Source organism: Nostoc sp. C052 (assembly GCF_013393905.1).
In the GTDB taxonomy this organism is placed as follows: domain Bacteria; phylum Cyanobacteriota; class Cyanobacteriia; order Cyanobacteriales; family Nostocaceae; genus Nostoc.
This window is the reverse complement of the sequence record NZ_CP040272.1, coordinates 5,331,607-5,348,294: the sequence shown is the minus strand read 5'-3', so window position 1 is coordinate 5,348,294 and position 16,688 is coordinate 5,331,607. Positions and strand designations below refer to the sequence as shown.

Below are 16,688 nucleotides of genomic sequence, written 5' to 3'. Positions count from 1 at the left end.
TTCCTGCTCTTTATTTGATGTGAGCAACGGTAACACCTGTGCCGCCATCTGCTTGTTCTGCTGGTTCGTAGTTATTCACTCTGGGATGCTGTTGCAAAAAGGCGTGGACTCCTTGTCGTAGCTTACCAGTGCCATACCCGTGAATAATCCAGACTGGGCCTGTAGCTTCCGAAATGGCTTTATCTAAAATGTATTCGGCATCAGCTACCCGTTTACCACGCAAATCGATGGTATTTTTGGAAGTCCGAATTTCTGGGACACTTTGCAGTGGCGGGGTTATTGCTGCTGGGGCTGGCTTGGGTTTGACGACTGGTTCGGCTTTTTGACCATCTAAAGATTCTATATCTTCTAACTTCACAGCCATTTTCATTAGCCCAAAGCGAACGCTTAACTGGCCATCTTCATCAGGAGGGGTGATGACATCGGCTACCTGTCCCAATTTGGGAACACGGATGCGATCGCCGACTTTCGGCATAAACCCAAGTTTTGGTTTTGCTGGGGTTGCTGGCTGATATTGCTGGCCAATTTGATTCAAAGCGTTGGTGGCTTGCTGCGCCTCTTGGGCTGTAGGCGTACCTTTCTGCAAACGGCGGATCACTTGGGCAATTTCACCTTTTGCTTGAGCGATCGCTTGTTGTACTGCTACTTCTTGTGAAGCCCGCAAACTGCTTTCTCTCTCCTCCAAACTTGCGGCTTTTGCGGATACTTCTTTGTATAAACGTTCCGCTTGCTGCAACAAAACTTGGGCTTCCGCAGCTTTGGTTTCTTGGCGGCGGCGTTGCGCTTCTAAGCCAGCAATCACCTGGTTAACTTCATCTGTGGCTTCTCCCACTTGGGTTTTTGCCTGTTGTACTACTTCAGGTTTTAATCCCAATCGCAGGGCAATAGTTAAAGCATTAGAACGTCCGGGAATGCCCCACAGCAGACGGTAAGTGGGCGAGAGAGTACTTTCGTCAAATTCTACAGAGGCATTTTCAAAGCGATCGTCTTCGTATTTTAGGGCTTTCAGTTCGCCGAAGTGAGTGGTGGCAATAGTTAGCTGGGCATGGTTAGCGAGATATTGCAACAAGGCGATCGCTAAGGCACTACCTTCTACTGGATCGGTTCCTGCGCCGACTTCATCAAGTAAGACTAGGGATTGGGGATTAGGAATTTCCTTTTCCCCAGTCCCCAATGCTTCTAAAATCCGACTAATTCGGCGGATGTGTCCAGAGAATGTGGATAAACTTTGCTGTAAGGATTGTTCATCGCCAATATCTGCCAGCACTTGATCAAACCAAGGGATTTCTACTGGTTCGCGTGCGGGGACAAATAAGCCCACTTTGGCCATCAATGCTGCTAATCCCAAGGTTTTTAAGCTTACAGTTTTACCGCCAGTATTCGGCCCGGTAATTGTCACTACCCGAATTTGCGGACTAATCAACAAATCCACAGGAACTACTGGTTGCCCTTGTTCGTGCTGTTGTTGCCACACTAACAGAGGATGTCGTAAATTCCGCAAGGTAATGATTTCCTTGTCTTCCCGCTGAATAAATCGCGGGGGATTCGCCCCTAGCCAGAAGCTATATCGTGATCTCGCGGTTGCCAAATCCAAAGTGGTAGCGATCGCTAACAATCTCTCTAAATCTGGTTTGACTGCGGCGACAAGTTCTGTCAAAACGCGGCGAATGGTTTCTTCTTCGGCTTGTTCTCTCCTGATGATCTGCCGCAGTTGGTTGCCTAGAGGCACTACTGAATTCGGTTCCACGTACAGCGTTGCACCGCTGGTAGAGGTATCGTGGACTATACCGGGGATGGCATCTTTTTGGGGTGCTTTTACAGGGATGACAAAGCGATCGCTGCGTTGTGTAATTAGCTGTTCTTGAACTGCGCCAGATTTTGCCTGTAAGATATTTTGCAGTTTTTGAGTAATTTGGCTGCGTAATCGCCGCAAGTCTGTGCGAATTTCTCCCAGTTTTTGACTCGCGCGGTCAGTTACCTGGGCCCGTTCATCAATACAACGGTGAATTTCTTGTTCTAGTTCTGGATAAGTCCGCAAATCGGCCACTAAATCAGTCAGTATGGGCAAATCTTCCTGATTGTCAATCACACGGCGCAAATTTCTCGCACCAGCGAGGGTGGTGGCGATCGCTAACAGTTCATCCCCTGTCAAAGTCCCACTGCGTTCTGCACGTTCTAAGGAATCACCAATATCTTGAATTCCTTCAAATGACAGCCCCGTAGTCAGGCGACTTTCCAGTTGGTAGACTTCTTTGGTTTGCTCTAACAACTGTTCGCTTTGGATCTGAGAATCGGGTATTTTCAGATTACGCGCAGCTGTCGCCCCTAGCTTAGTTGCCGCAAAGGTGGCAAGGTGCTGACAGAGGCGATTCCATTCTAATAGTTCTAAGGTTTCAGATTGGATCAAGGTTTCAACATCTAATCTGAAATTATCGTAACAATTATAGTTCCTAGATGGATAAATCTTAAAGAAGAAAATTTTGCTTTAGTCAATAGTCAATTAATTTGGGATTTTGGATTGACCAGATACAGCTTGGCGAAACCAGGAGAAACACACCCAATCCAAAAGCCCTATTGTCAAGTCAGTAGCAAGATCCCGCACACCCAGAGGGATCTTGCTACTGAAATTTACGCAAAATTCAAACTTGGTAGTCAAGAGTTATTTTGCCCTCTGCTTCTCTTCATCTTCTTATAATTAGAAATTAATGTCTTTTATGATACATTAAGTACGGCGATAGGTTATATCTTTAAAAAAAGTTAAACATTCATCTTGACTCCATATAACCATACGATAGCAATACTTGTATAAAAAATACGTTTTTCGGCAATCAAAGTGTTTTTTATTGATTGAGATTTTGGTTAATATTTTATTCAATATTTTAAGAAAAATATTCTTTTTTTAAATAAAATTAAGCCTATATTTTGATGGTTAAATGGTCAAAGAATAAATAATGTAGCTTGTTTTATTGACATTTGTAGTATTAATCAAATAAATTCAAATAGACTTAGATGTTACAAAACCACCAGCACAGATCATTTACGAAATATTATGCTGTTTAGCCCAGCCAACTTGCCCTATTGGATATTTCTGGGAATCGGAGTCTTACTATTCTTGTTTATGATAATTTCTGGCGGGGGAGGGCAAGATATTGATGCAGATGTTGATGTAGATGCAGACTTCGATGCAGATAGCAATAGCGAATTGGGTTTTGGACAATTCTTGGGATGGGTAGGTATTGGGAAAGCACCACTCATATTGTTATTGGCAACAGATTTGAGTCTGTGGGGCGTTTTGGGTTGGATGTTAAATGTTTGGATTAGTGGAAATTCCAATAGGAATATAACTGGTTTTATTGGGACTATTATATTATTTGGTTCGCTGATTATCAGTTTATTAATGGGAGGATTAATAGCAAGACCAATTGGCAAGATTTTTGCCGAGTTTGGTGAAGATGCAAGTAGCGATCGCTTGATAGGTTGCATTGGGATTGTTACATCTGCTTACATTCCTACCGAAAATCTAGGCAGAATTGGACAAGTAGATGTGCTAGATACAAAACGCAATCTTTTGACTGTTAGTGCTGTTATACCAGACTGGGCGACGATTGCCCCGCAACGTGGAGAAAAAGTTTTAATCATCGAACACAAGACACAAATTTACCTAGTTATTGCCAAAGATAGTCCCGATCAAGAACATTGGTTAACTAACTCAACCCATAAAAATTAAAGTTAGTGAGAGGAAAAAATATGCTTTTTTGGTTAACTTTCATCCAATCTTTACCGAGTATCACAATCGCTGAAGTTCCACAAATTAATTTACAACCACAACAAAAGCAAACAACATTAATTTCCCAAACACTCCCAGTCAGAATCCAGCCGACTATTGCCCAAATTAGTGGGGGATTAGTATTTCCTGGAGTTATTGCTACTTTAGTTTTATTACTACTATTTAGCCTGTTTGCTTACACACGGGTTTACGTAGTGACACCTAACAACGAAGCTTTCGTAAGAACTGGGGGTCTTTTTATCAAAAAGAAATCGGTAATTCTCTATGGTGGTTGCATTGTTTTACCGGGATTTCATCAGTTAACTCGTGTACCTCTGCGAGAAATTTCCATTGATGTGGAACGTACTGGTAAACTCGCAGTTCGGACTAAAGATTATTTACGAGCAGATATTCGAGTCACTTTTTATGTGTGTATTAATGCCTCTGAAGACGATGTTTTAACCGCAGCCGCTAGACTATCTCAAAATGGCATCAAAATTACTCCTGAAGATATTAAAAATGCTTTAGAAAAAAGAGCAGATGATGCAATTAGAGCAGCAGCCAAAACTAAGGATTTAGCGGAAATAGATTCTGATAAATTGGGGTTTGCTCAGGAGGTGCTGAATTTAGTTGGCACTGATTTGAAAAAAGTCGGGTTAACTCTAAATAACATTGCCATTTCCGAAATATTAGAGAGTGTTACTTACGATCCAGATAACTTTTTTGATGCCCAAGGTGTACGCTTGCGAACCGAAATTATTCAACGTTCAATTCAACAAAAGCGGGAAGTTGAGTTAGTCGCACAAGTGACAATTGAGCAAAAAGAACTGGATGCCCTCAAGCGATCGCTACAAATTGCCCAAGAACAAGAAGGTTCTAAACTAGAGCAAAAATTGCAAGTAGAAGCATTAAAAGCCCAGAAAGAACGCGAAATTCAAGAATCGAAAGATAGGGAGGCTGCAACAGTACGGCGTACCAAAATTTTGCAAGAACAATCAATTGAAGAAGAAGAGATTCGCAAAAAGTTATCGGTGCAGCAAAGCCAAATTGAAGCTGATATTTCTCTAGAAGAGCGTAATAAACAGCTAAAGGTAGCACAAGCACTGCAAAAACAAGAATCTGAGCTTGCAGAGATTATACGCGAACAAAGTGTAGAATCTGGAAAGCTACAAGCACAAGTACGGATAGCGGAGTCAGAACGAGAAGCAAAACTAGCTCAAGAAGATGTAGCGATCGCTATTGCTAACAAAAAACGCGAAAGCTTTGTTGCACAAGCACAACAAGCCAAAGCAGAAGAATCAGTTAAGACAGCAGGTGAAGTTGAAAAAGCCGAACGCAACAAACGCCTATCGGTGATTGCTGCGGAACGAGAAGCTGAAGAACGGAGTATTAGCGATCGCAACGTCGTAGAAATCGATGCTTTCCGCCGTCGCCGTCAAGCAGAAATCGCTCAACAAGCAGCCGAATTAGAAGCTGAAGCAATTCGCACCCTCGCAGCAGCTAACCGCGATAAAGTTTTAGCAGAAGCAGAAGGTATTCAAGCAAAAATTACCGCCGAAAACTCTATCAGTAATGCCAATCTCACTGCCAAAATTCTGACAACTATCTGGCCAGAATTAGCCGATAAACTACCAGAAATTGCCACCGCTTTAGCACCACAACCTGGAGTTTTAGGAGATACTCGTATTTATTCATTCCCTGGTGCTAATGGTAGTAGTGGCAGTCAAGATATTAACAAACTACTACTATCTACAAGTGGACTTTCTTTAATTAATACTTTACTTGACGAAGGCAAATTAGGTGAATTAATCGGTCAAGTCAGCCAGCTAGTGCGTGGTAATAACCAAGTCATAACTAGTAAATCAAGCCATCTTTCTTTAGAAACTAACCCAACACCAACTGTCATCGAAAACAACACAGAAACTAATTAGAATAATTCGTAATGATGCTCGTTCGCTCTTAGGAATAAGAATTAAATAACATACAAATCGTATGGACTAGTTCTTAGTTGGAGATTTTGCGATTGCTTCGCTTCACTTTGTTTCGCTCGCAATGACATACAAAAAAGTGGGATGTTCCCATCAAGTTTTGCATCTTATTTAATCCATGTTCCTTGGCGTCTCCCCTTCTCCCAAAAGGAGAGGCTAACGCCAAGGGAGAAGACTCGCTAACGTAATTAAGTTTTGTAGCAGGTTCTAAAACTCTGCTACAAAATTTACTGCCAAATCTACAGAAGTTATTTAAGCAGCGGCTATTTCTTGTGCCAAAACGTAAGGCTGCACGATGAGAGTATTAAATCGCTTACTACGGTCAAGATTCCATTCTCCTACCTGTACTGTCGTGGGTTTGGTAATCAATAGCTCATCAATCCACTGTTGCACTGATGGAATGTTATCACTGGCGATCGCTACTCCAACATCTATCAAGTTTAAATTAGGTGCTACCAAAATTACTGCATCTCGTTGTACATGAGGAATTAGCCACTCCCACTCTGCCTCATCCAAAATCTTTGTTAATTCCGCTCTTAAATCCGACATTATTTCCCAATTTGTCTTTTCTAAGATACTATTCTACAGATGTTACAAATCGTAATCTGATTCTTACGGCTATATTTCCAGATGCTTTAAAACGTCTGCCGCATAGAGAGGATTTTTGCATAATTTTGCATAATATATAGTTATTTTGTACTACTGGCTGTGATTTGATCGCTGTGTGACACTTAAGAGTGCGGAATGTGGGTTGGATTTCTTTAATCTCAGCAATAACTCTTTAACATCGGTAATTAATCCCAACAAATGCTGACCACCTCCCACCTCACGACTTCCCTGTTTTCTTGGAAATTGCAGTTTTTAATAGGTATTTTTTCCTACTTTTGGGGTGGTTTTTAGTGAAACAAGTACCCTAAAATTACAAAACATCCTGAAATCTATATAAATTAATGGTTTCATCTATCCACATCAGGCTACAACACCTTAGAATGATTCATTGAAAAGTCGAGCCGATGGGATGTACAGCCGTTTTGAGTAAAAATACTCCCAAAGGATGATTTTTGTATTTCTGCGAACAAGTTTTTCGGTATAAGATGTATTGATTTGCGTCCGTACTGAAATTTTAAGTAAACCTTCAGGAGTTTGACATGAACAAAGGTGAATTAGTTGATGCCGTAGCTGAAAAAGCTAGTGTTACCAAGAAACAAGCAGATGCAGTCTTAACTGCCGCTTTGGAAACGATTATTGAAGCAGTTTCCTCTGGTGATAAGGTGACATTGGTGGGATTTGGTTCATTTGAATCACGGGAACGTAAAGCCCGTGAAGGTCGCAACCCGAAAACAAATGAAAAGATGGAAATTCCAGCCACGAGAGTTCCTGCTTTCTCCGCAGGAAAACTGTTTAGAGAAAAGGTAGCACCCCCAAAAGCATAGGTTCTGTCTTCGGGAACCCTTTTTTAATGCGGCAACCTGCACACGGGGGAAATTTAGCCTGGGCAGCGGCACTGGCTGGCTGTTCCCCTGATGCTATTCTGGATTTTTCTGCTAGCATCAGCCCATTGGGGCCTCCAAACAGCGCGATCGCTGCTATAAAGTCCCAAATTGGTAATCTTAAGCACTATCCAGACCCAAATTATAGTGAACTGAGACTAGCTCTCAGTCACTTCCATCAATTGCCGCCTGAGTGGATTCTGCCGGGTAACGGCTCCGCAGAATTACTCACTTTAATCGGTAGGGAATTAGCTCAATTAGCCGCGACAATTTTAATAACTCCAGCCTTTGGTGACTACTACCGAACCCTAAAGGCATACGACGCGAAAGTGCTGGAGTGTCCTTTGTCATTGGTCATTGGTCATTGGTCATTGGTCATTGACAAAGAACATATACGCCCCAGCGGCTTCCCGCAGGGTAGGACAAAGGACAAAGGACTATTGCTGAATAATCCCCACAACCCAACCGGAAAGCTATTCTCGCGGGAGTCTATTTTGCCCTACTTGGAGCAATTTGCTTTGGTTGTGGTGGATGAAGCATTTATGGATTTTGTACCGCCCAATGAGGAACAAAGCCTGATTCCGGTGGTACAGGAATATCCAAATTTAGTAGTATTGCGATCGCTGACCAAATTTTACAGTCTCCCAGGATTGCGATTAGGATATGCGATCGCCCACCCCGATTGTCTAGCAAAATGGCAGTTATGGCGCGATCCTTGGCCTGTAAACACACTAGCGGCAGCGGCGGCAATTGCAGCACTCCAAGATACAGAGTTTCAGCTGCAAACTTGGTCATGGCTACCACCTGCACGAAACCAACTCTTTCAGGGTTTAGCTGAAATCCCAGGATTGCAACCCCAAGCAAGTGCCGCTAATTTTTTACTAGTTGAGTCTCAACAGTCTACTTTGCAGTTGCAGCAACAATTACTCAAACATCATCAGATTTTAATCCGCGATTGCCTTAGTTTTAAAGAACTAGGCGATCGCTTTTTCCGGGTTGCTGTACGTGAAGAGTCCGATAACCAACGCTTACTAACAGCGTTGAGTGGGGAGTAGGGAGTGGGGAGTAGGGGACATGAGGGAGCCAGGAAGAAGCAAGGGAGCAGGGAGTAAGGGAGAAGAGTTTTTTCCCCTCCGCCCCACGCACACCGCCCCTCTACCTCTTTTCAATGCCCAATGCCCAATGCCTAATGCCCAATGCCCAATGAAAAATGACTAATGACTACGATATTGTAATTATTGGCGGCAGTCTTGCTGCATATAACGCTGCACTTGCTGCAACCCAACTACGTGCTACAGTTGCCCTGGTGGAACCCAAAGTAGACTATGGGTTTACTCATCATCATGCTCTTACGGAAATTGCTAAACTGGCGCAGAAGTTGAATAATGCAGCTGGTTTTGGTATTCACGCCACACACTCTAATACCTCAGAAGAATGTCATATATCTATGACATGGCAAGAAGCGATGGTGTATGCTCAATGCGTCGCCTCAAATCTTAAAGAACAGCATTCTCCAGCTATCCTAGCCGCGCAGGGAGTCGATGTCATAGTTGGCAGTGGTCAATTTCAATCTTCCCCCCAACTGGCTTTTGCAGTTAACAATCGCCTATTGCGTGCCCGTACCTATTTGCTAGCCACTGGCTCACGTCCAGAAATTCCAGACATTGAAGGATTGCAAGCCACTGGCTATCTAACCCTTTCTAATATTTGGCAATCTTTACAGGGAGAGACATTACCTAAAAACTGGGTAATTATCGGCGGAATTCCCCAAAGCATTGAAATCGCTCAAACTTTAGCGCGGTTTGGTTGCAGTGTGACGTTAGTAGTCAAGCATCCTTATGTTCTCCCCTATTTAGAACCTGAGATAGCCACATTGCTTCAGGCACAGTTGGAAGTCGAGGGTGTACGCATCCTCACTGAAAAACCAGTAACTCAGGTGAAGCTGATTGAGGATAAAAAGTGGATTCAAGCAGGAGATAAAGCCTTTGAAACTGATGAAATTTTAGTGGCGACTGGGCAACAGCCAAATATTGAATCTCTCAATTTGGCAACAGTAGGCGTGAAATGGCATCGGCGTAGCTTAGTGGTGAATGATAAATTACAAACCACTAATCACCGCATTTATGCTTGTGGCGATGTAATTGGTGGTTACGACTTTGCCAATATCGCTAATTATGAAGCCAAAATTGCTCTGAACAATGCCCTCTTTTTCCCCAGGCTACGAGCAAATTATTGCTCCACTCCTTGGGCGATATTTTCTGTGCCGATGCTGGCGCAAGTGGGTTTGACTGAAGCCCAAGCAAAACGCCAATTTGCTAGAGATGAAGTTTTAGTTTTGCGACAGTATTTTAAAACAGTGGTAGCATCTCAAATTTGCGGCGAAACCACTGGTATGTGTAAATTAATTGTGCTACGCAATGGGGAAATTTTAGGAGCTTCGATATTGGGGGGAGAAGCTGGAGAATTAATTAATTTGATTGCCTTGGCAATATCACAAAAAATTAAAGTCAAAGATTTAGCAAATTTATCTCCCGTCTATCCTAGTTTCTCAGTAATTCTGGAACAGACTGCAAAAGAGTGGAGTAAACAAAAGTTAAATAGCAACATTGCTTTGCAAGAGTTTTTAGAAGGCTTCTTCCATTTCCGCCGCAATTGGAATTTATGAATTATTGGGCATAACACTATATCGACTTTAAAATCTCGTTTCGCCTCGTTCGCCTCGTTCCCAGCCTCCAGGCTGGGAATGTATTCCGAGAGGTTCTACCTCTCGTCAAGCCTCTGGAGGCAGAGCCTCGTGATAGCATTCCCAGTCGGAGACTGGGAACGAGGCGAATTACAAATTATTTACAAATGCCTGCATTATCCACACTACTCCGGCTGCTACTAGAGGCACACTGAGGTTATCTGTACCGTGGGGTGAGACTGCCTCTACTAGAGTGGCGAAGATAGCAGTTACCACTGCCGTTAATAAGGCCCATCCTAAACCTAAAGGCGTTGCTAGGGGACTCAGAGATGAACCAGGTAGCAGCAACAGCACCAAGAAAATCACCACTGTACTTGCTACAAACATTGCTGCCGAACCTTCCCAGGAACGCACAGAATTTCCCACTTGATATTTATGCTGTCCGAAGCGTCTACCGATTAATGCTGCTAGCGCATCACCCCAGGTCATTGCCATTATCCCAGCAACAGCGATCGCAACGCTATCTACTGGCCCATCTGGCCGCCACAGCAGCCCAAATAACAGCGTCACTGAGATAGCAAAGTAAACTGTACCAGGTGAGCTATCTTCAGTATCCATTGCGCCGATGATTCGGTGGCGGTAAAACAGGTAATTGAGTCCGATAAAGGTAGCAAAAGGTATAATTCCGATTTCCCAGTGCTTAAACAGCAGCAGGACGCCGAAAACCCACATCCCTGCACCGATATGAATCACTTTACGGGTCAAATCTGGCTTTACACCAAATAGCCTACGCAGTCCCTCGCCAATGACAAGCAGACTGGTGGCGTAAACATAAGAAATTGCTAGTCCGATAAAATCATTTGTCATTTGTCATTTGTCATTTGTCATTTGTCATTTGTCATTTGTGCTTCACTTGGATCGATCGCTATTTCTTCTAAAGTTCTTTTCTACTGACGAAACGCTACCAATACCTTGAAGAATACCACGACCGATTAAACCTAAACCACGACCAACTATTTGAGTGAGAATGAAGACTATACCGCTACCTAAAAAAGATAATAGTGATTTTAGACGCGGTGCGATCGCATCACTAAATTCTAGCAGCAATGTCACTACTAAAGGAATATTAGAAAGTCTTACTAACTCCTGATTTCGAGGAGCATAAACTGAAGTATTGGCAATACCACGAGGCACTATTACAAATAACTCATAGCGGCTTTCAAATACTGCTTTTGGTTCATTTATATAATTTCTCAATCGGTATTTCCATGACAAATCATTTCTAAATCTTTCAATCTCTCTTGTGGAAATTAATTGCTGCCCATAAAAATTTTGCTTAATCTCTTCTACATCTGCTAAAGAATTTAGCAATGGTTGCACTACCCCATTCGCTACCTGAATCAACAAGTTTTCTAAAATCATTAGTGCCTGAGACTTAGACTCAGCACTCACTACTGAATATGAGGTATTATCAATATTCAATTCTATTTGAAATATCAGATAAGAATACAACTCACAAATTAACGGAATTTTATTGAGAATATCTCTTTGCACAACCTCTATATTTTGTAGCAACAAGTTAACAATTTCTATGTTTTGATTTCCTATTTGGATTCGAGAAAATTTACCGAAAAAGTCTGTAACTGCTACTTGCCATAAGTCGCATACCAAAATATTTTTTACTTTATATAATTGATTGATTTCAATATTAGAATCACGTAATTCATCCAACTGTTGAGCTAATTTTTGCAAAATTAGATAAAGTAATTCCCGCTTTTTATCTTCACGAAAGATGTCAATTTCTAAAGGTATATCTGTGACATTTTTTAAAGGAAATTGAAGTTTAGTAACGCAAGATGCAAACAAAACAGATTGTAATGTTCCCGGACTAAGTAAAGGTGACACAGTTTGTCTTTGTTGAATGGCACTACTCAACGAAGGGGTCAAAGACGGCTCATCAGCAATCGGAATTTCCTCTTGCCTTTCTTGTGATGAAACCAATAACCGATTTAGCAACCAACGAGCTGCTAACAGTTCTCGCCGCCGTCCAGCTAGAATTGCTCGATCTAGTACTGGTAATCCGGGAACTTGTAATTGTGCTGTGACTGCGGCTAGGGTGGTCTCAATGTTAGTGTTTCCTGACAAACGCAAATTATTTCGGAGTTTAGAAAATGGGAGTGGGGAGTGGGGAGTGGGGAGTGAGGAATTAGGAGTTATGATTGCTTCTGCATCGCCAAACCAGTAAGAACCCCCATTTGCAACCTCTTGGATGGCAGCGACTAACTCAGGAAGTGGTGTACCTTTAGGGCAGTAGCCATTTACACCAATAGATTTTGCTGCTAATAGCAGTCCTTGTTCTTGCACAGAACTGAGGAGCAAAATTGGGAGGTTGGGATATAAGACTCTGAGTTGGCGACAGAATTGTAAACCTAGCTGTTGACTGGTAGTAGAGCGACCATTACCGAATTCCAAAACTAGCAAATTTATCTGGTTAGGGTCTTTTTCGGCAATTTCTGCTAAAATCTGCAAGGCAACGGTATCAGTTTCTACTGCTGCGATCGCTACCAGGTTAGGAATTGCTTCCAGAGCTACCTGTAAACCCAGACGAAAAATTGGGTCTTGGTCGATTAACAATAATTTTATCGGGCGATCGCTCATAATCCACTCAATACATAAGCAGTATTTTTACCAATCAAAAAACAACTTTGATACAAAACTTTGTTTTTACCATTGTTACCTGTTTTCGCAAAGGGATAAATCGATCATAATTGCCTCATGCAGCCTTGATTATGTAATTAAATGAACCTGAGTATTCGGCACTGGTTGGCAGAACGCCATATCGCAATCAATCAAATCAGAGGGTTTTCAGCGGGGCAATTGGCAGGTATTGCCTACCGTATTGTTCAGGATATGGAAGTCAAAAGCCTTGTACCTTTTGATATCTGTACCTTGGTAGAGGTTTTAGAACTGCCCTTAAATATTGTTTGGGAAGAAATCAGTGTCATTTCCCGGTTGACAGAAAACTTGTTGCGTAGCCTCAGCCAAAAAAAACCATTAAAACGTAACGAAGGCACATGGCTAGCGTTTCAGATTGCCTATCTCCAGGCTTTGCAAGCAATTTTAGAGCAGGAGTCAAGGCTGCAAAGACCGTGGCTAGACCGAGCAAGTATACCTATCCAGCCACACATCCTTATAGAGGACGTGGGTAGACTCATCCTTCAAGATCCGCAACTACAAGGATTGCTGAAAACTCTCACTCCAGGTAAATTGACTGATACTCAAGCTGAACAAGCACTATCTTTGGTTGCAGACTCATTGCTAGTGCAACAAATAAATAGCGCTGTCATCGCTTGGTTAGTTGCCAATGGTGCAGAGGAAACTGAAGCTAAACTCCTAACACAGCGTTTGGTCAACTCACTTCCTGGTGACATGCTGGTAGTTGTCACCGAAAATGCTGCACCTTTAGCCCAACTACAAAAATTTTTCCGATTGGGGATTTCATTATCTCCCAGCTTCATCGCCCCAGAAGTTGGTTCTACAGTCGGTGAGAAAATTGATTTGCACCGAGAACATTACCGTGCAAGTTTGATTCAAAACCTCAGTCAGCCTTTGCTGATGGAATCCTTTGCTCTCCAGGATATCTATGTGCCACAAAAAGGCTTACCAATAGAAGAAAATATTTCTGAGCAGGATAAAAAAACTGTTAAGCCAGTTGATTTAAAGACATGGGCAGAACAACAGCTAACTGATTTAGAAACGATCGCTGTAATTGAGTCGGAACCTGGTTATGGAAAAACTAGTTTTTGCCAACTTTGGGCGGCACAAGTCGCACAAGAATTATACCCGACTTGGATGCCGATAGTAATTCGGTTACGAGATGTAAAATACGGCAAAACTTTAATCGAAACCTTAAATTCTGCCTTTCCTGTCAATCTTTCAACTTGGTTAGAGCAAGAAAATCTCCCTTGTTTATTGCTGCTGGATGGTTTGGATGAACTACCCCATTCTGCTCAGGGTATCAGAGCACAAGCAATTTTTCTTCAGCAATTATTGAACTTTCAATCTCAGCATCGACACAAAATTGTGTTGACGAGTCGTTCAACGACGTTACCAGAAATTGTCTCGGAACTACCGCTATTATTAAAGCGAATTATTATCCAGCCATTGGATGTAGATGAACTCAAACAATGGTTTCAGCAGTGGGCAAAAGTGCAATCATTGCCCATTGCTCAAAATTTATTTACATTGCTAAAACAGTCGGGGGTATTCACCAGCCAGTCCAAGTTAAGAGAATTATCTGCCCTTGTTCGTCAACCTTTAATGCTGCATTTGTTGGGCATTTTGCACCGCGACGGATTGCTAGATGATGAACTATTACAGTTAGCTGCTAATACCCAAAAGTCTTTTTTGTTATGGGAGATTCATCATCGTCTGAGTCGATGGTTATTGGGATATCCGCTAATTGGTGGCATTAAGACGATGCTATTGCGTTCAGGATCGGCTCATATCCACCGGACTCCAGAAGCGATCGCTAATTTACTTGCTGGTCGTCATCCTCAAGATTTACTTGAGCAGATGCACGCGATCGCTCTTAAAATTTTACACTCACAACGTCATCAAATTAATCTCGCTGGGGAATTTAAGACTCTACCAGGTTTTTATTTTAAAATTCGGGATGTAGAAAGCTCAGGCGAAAGCGCAACCCAAAGTAGTTTAATTGAGTTTTCATACATCAAGTTAGGAGAATTTCTTTGTGCAGATGCTATTGCTGCCCAACTTAAATTTCTGACTCAGTACCAAGATGAGGTTTATGGTACGCCAACTTTTGTACTTGATTCTCCCAGTAGCGTAGCCCAGCATATTTATAATTTACTAGGTTACGGCATACTTAGCCAAGAAATTGAAGAACTCGCAATCAATGGATTACGTCGCCAGCAAAAGCACAAGTTTTCATTTGAAGTCTTGTTTCAACGTCTTTTATCTTTCTGGCGTGCTTACTGTCAAGGACGTTGGTTAGATGAGGGGATAGCCCATAACGCTTTAACTAATTTTCACACACTACAAAACCCTGTGAATGTTGAACAGGTGAATGCTGCTGTGGGACTGAATGTATTTTTATTGCTTTGTGCTTGCTACCGAGAAACAAAAATTCCTTTTTGGCTTTGTGGGAATCCAGTCAATTTGACAGAATTCAATCCAGAGGCGCTGAGTGTATTAATTGCAAGAACAGCGGTTTTGCACAAAAGTGCCTTCGCAACCCGAATCAAGTCTCTGGCTGGACTCAATTTATCGGGAGGCTCTTTATTACAAGTGATGTTAACTGGGGTAAATCTTGAGCAAACAAACTTATCCAATGCGGAATTAATGGGGGCGAATTTAGCTGGAGCCAATTTGCAACAGGCGAACCTCACAGGCGCGAACCTTGTAGGCGCAAACCTTGCAGGCGCAAACCTCCAACAGGCAAATCTTACAGGCGCAAACCTCCAACAGGCGAATTTAAGGGGGACAAATCTTAATTCTGCCAATCTCACCAATGCCTGTTTATTTGATGCAATTCTCACTGATACTGAGAAAAAATTGGCCGCTGATAATGGTGCTTTGTTCTCCAAAGAGTCGTTTCAAAAACTGAAACATTTGCGATCGCAGCAGCCTTTCTTAAACACCGTCCAAATCACCCCAAACATAGATGTTAATTGGAAAAATCCCCCTGCGATCGGGCAAATAGAAAGCTGCGAAGGCGCAATTTTGCCAGTAGATTTATATGATGATGATGCTGATGATGAAACAGTTTTTGGCAATAATTCTATTGGGGAATAGGGCATTGAAAAAAGGCAGAGGGGCAGAGTGCAGGGGGCGGAGGGGAAAATTCTGCTCCCTGCTCCCTTGCTTCTCCCTCATTCCCTAACCCTCCTGCGAATTACGGTAGCCAAAAAAGTTAATACTGTAGTCAGTAATCCGCACTCCTGTTTGTTCTTCAATTTTGCGGATAAAATCTTCTGGCAGTTCTACATGAACATCAAGAATTTGATTTGTGTCTATACAGTTGACATGACTGTGAGAGTCACTGATATTACCGTACAAACGTCCATCACAGCGTTCAATACATTCAATGATGCCTTGACTTGATAATGCTTCTAAGTTTTGATAAACAGAAGTATGACCGATCTCTTTGCCTTGTAGGTTCAAGCGATCGTAAATCTCCCTTGCTGCAAGGTGTTCATTTGCTTGCCAAAGTAGTTCCAGAATAAAGCGACGCTGACGACTGACGCGCATACCCAGAATTTGACAGCGCTCAAGGGCATCTTCTAAGGAACGAATTGGTTTTGTAGTAATTGTTTGTTTTTGCATATTACAGCTTGTTAACTGTTGAGGGAATTTTCCCATCTAAATGTTTATTGGTTATTTAATATATGCAATGATATTGCACACCGCTGTTTTACCTGTACTTATGTTTTGGCTTTTGATGCTGCGGAAGTAACAGGTGGCGATAATGATTTTTTTTTGCTTGTATGACGGCTACTTTGTCAGACCTTAATCTAAAACAAACTCATTACAACTTTAACTTAAAATTGCTGTAAATGTCCACCTTGGGGCAAGCATTGCCTTACCCAAGTAGGCTAATTTTCATGGCATACCACATTAATCGTGTAGTAATTATTTAGTTAGGTGTGAGTAATTATAGCAATGATAAAAGCAATATTTAATTTTAGTAAAAATCAGTAAAGTGAGTGGCGTAGGTGTAGCCCGCCGCAGGCATCGCC

General features: G+C 42.2%; 11 protein-coding genes. 6 read left to right on the top strand and 5 right to left on the bottom strand.

All coding sequences use genetic code 11. From position 1 onward, the window contains the following. Positions 1-10 precede the first annotated feature (10 nt). Positions 11-2,407: an endonuclease MutS2 gene (locus FD723_RS22035; RefSeq protein WP_179067267.1), complete on the bottom strand. Its 2,397-nt coding sequence runs from the start codon at positions 2,405-2,407 to the stop codon at positions 11-13. A 642-nt stretch (positions 2,408-3,049) separates the two neighbouring features. Here FD723_RS22035 and FD723_RS22030 point away from each other — a divergent pair. Together FD723_RS22030 and FD723_RS22025 are read left to right on the top strand one after the other, a co-directional pair. Further along, positions 3,050-3,727 (top strand): OB-fold-containig protein, encoded by a 678-nt coding sequence (locus FD723_RS22030; RefSeq protein WP_179067266.1) that lies wholly within the window; start codon positions 3,050-3,052, stop codon positions 3,725-3,727. Between the two features lie 20 nt (positions 3,728-3,747). Further along, positions 3,748-5,697, top strand: coding sequence for a flotillin family protein (locus tag FD723_RS22025; RefSeq protein ID WP_179067265.1), 1,950 nt, complete (start codon positions 3,748-3,750; stop codon positions 5,695-5,697). A gap of 309 nt (positions 5,698-6,006) precedes the next feature. On the opposite strand, the gene FD723_RS22020 is transcribed toward FD723_RS22025, so the two are convergent. Further along, on the bottom strand, positions 6,007-6,303 hold the full coding sequence (locus tag FD723_RS22020; protein ID WP_179067264.1) for a DUF2288 domain-containing protein: 297 nt from the start codon (positions 6,301-6,303) through the stop codon (positions 6,007-6,009). A 599-nt stretch (positions 6,304-6,902) separates the two neighbouring features. Here FD723_RS22020 and FD723_RS22015 point away from each other — a divergent pair. The 3 genes from FD723_RS22015 (at position 6,903) to FD723_RS22005 (ending at position 9,909) form a co-directional block, all read left to right on the top strand. Continuing rightward, positions 6,903-7,187, top strand: coding sequence for an HU family DNA-binding protein (locus FD723_RS22015; RefSeq protein WP_010998076.1), 285 nt, complete (start codon positions 6,903-6,905; stop codon positions 7,185-7,187). Positions 7,188-7,213: 26 nt separating this feature from the next. Continuing rightward, on the top strand, positions 7,214-8,299 hold the full coding sequence (gene cobD, locus FD723_RS22010; RefSeq protein ID WP_179067263.1) for a threonine-phosphate decarboxylase CobD: 1,086 nt from the start codon (positions 7,214-7,216) through the stop codon (positions 8,297-8,299). A 155-nt stretch (positions 8,300-8,454) separates the two neighbouring features. Further along, positions 8,455-9,909 carry an NAD(P)/FAD-dependent oxidoreductase gene (locus tag FD723_RS22005; RefSeq protein WP_179067262.1) on the top strand — a complete coding sequence of 485 codons (1,455 nt, stop codon included), beginning with the start codon at positions 8,455-8,457 and terminating at the stop codon, positions 9,907-9,909. A gap of 168 nt (positions 9,910-10,077) precedes the next feature. On the opposite strand, the gene FD723_RS22000 is transcribed toward FD723_RS22005, so the two are convergent. Then, positions 10,078-10,794, bottom strand: a complete 717-nt coding sequence (locus FD723_RS22000) for a diacylglycerol/polyprenol kinase family protein (protein ID WP_179067261.1) — start codon at positions 10,792-10,794, stop codon at positions 10,078-10,080. Between the two features lie 42 nt (positions 10,795-10,836). Further along, the gene (locus FD723_RS21995; RefSeq protein ID WP_179067260.1) at positions 10,837-12,585 is read right to left on the bottom strand and encodes a DUF3685 domain-containing protein; all 1,749 of its coding nucleotides are present in this window, start codon (positions 12,583-12,585) and stop codon (positions 10,837-10,839) included. Positions 12,586-12,726: 141 nt separating this feature from the next. Between FD723_RS21995 and FD723_RS21990 the strand changes: the two genes are divergently transcribed. After that, complete coding sequence (locus tag FD723_RS21990; RefSeq protein ID WP_179067259.1) at positions 12,727-15,744, top strand: pentapeptide repeat-containing protein; 3,018 nt, start codon at positions 12,727-12,729, stop codon at positions 15,742-15,744. Between the two features lie 84 nt (positions 15,745-15,828). On the opposite strand, the gene FD723_RS21985 is transcribed toward FD723_RS21990, so the two are convergent. After that, positions 15,829-16,275: a Fur family transcriptional regulator gene (locus FD723_RS21985; protein ID WP_179067258.1), complete on the bottom strand. Its 447-nt coding sequence runs from the start codon at positions 16,273-16,275 to the stop codon at positions 15,829-15,831. Positions 16,276-16,688 lie beyond the last annotated feature (413 nt).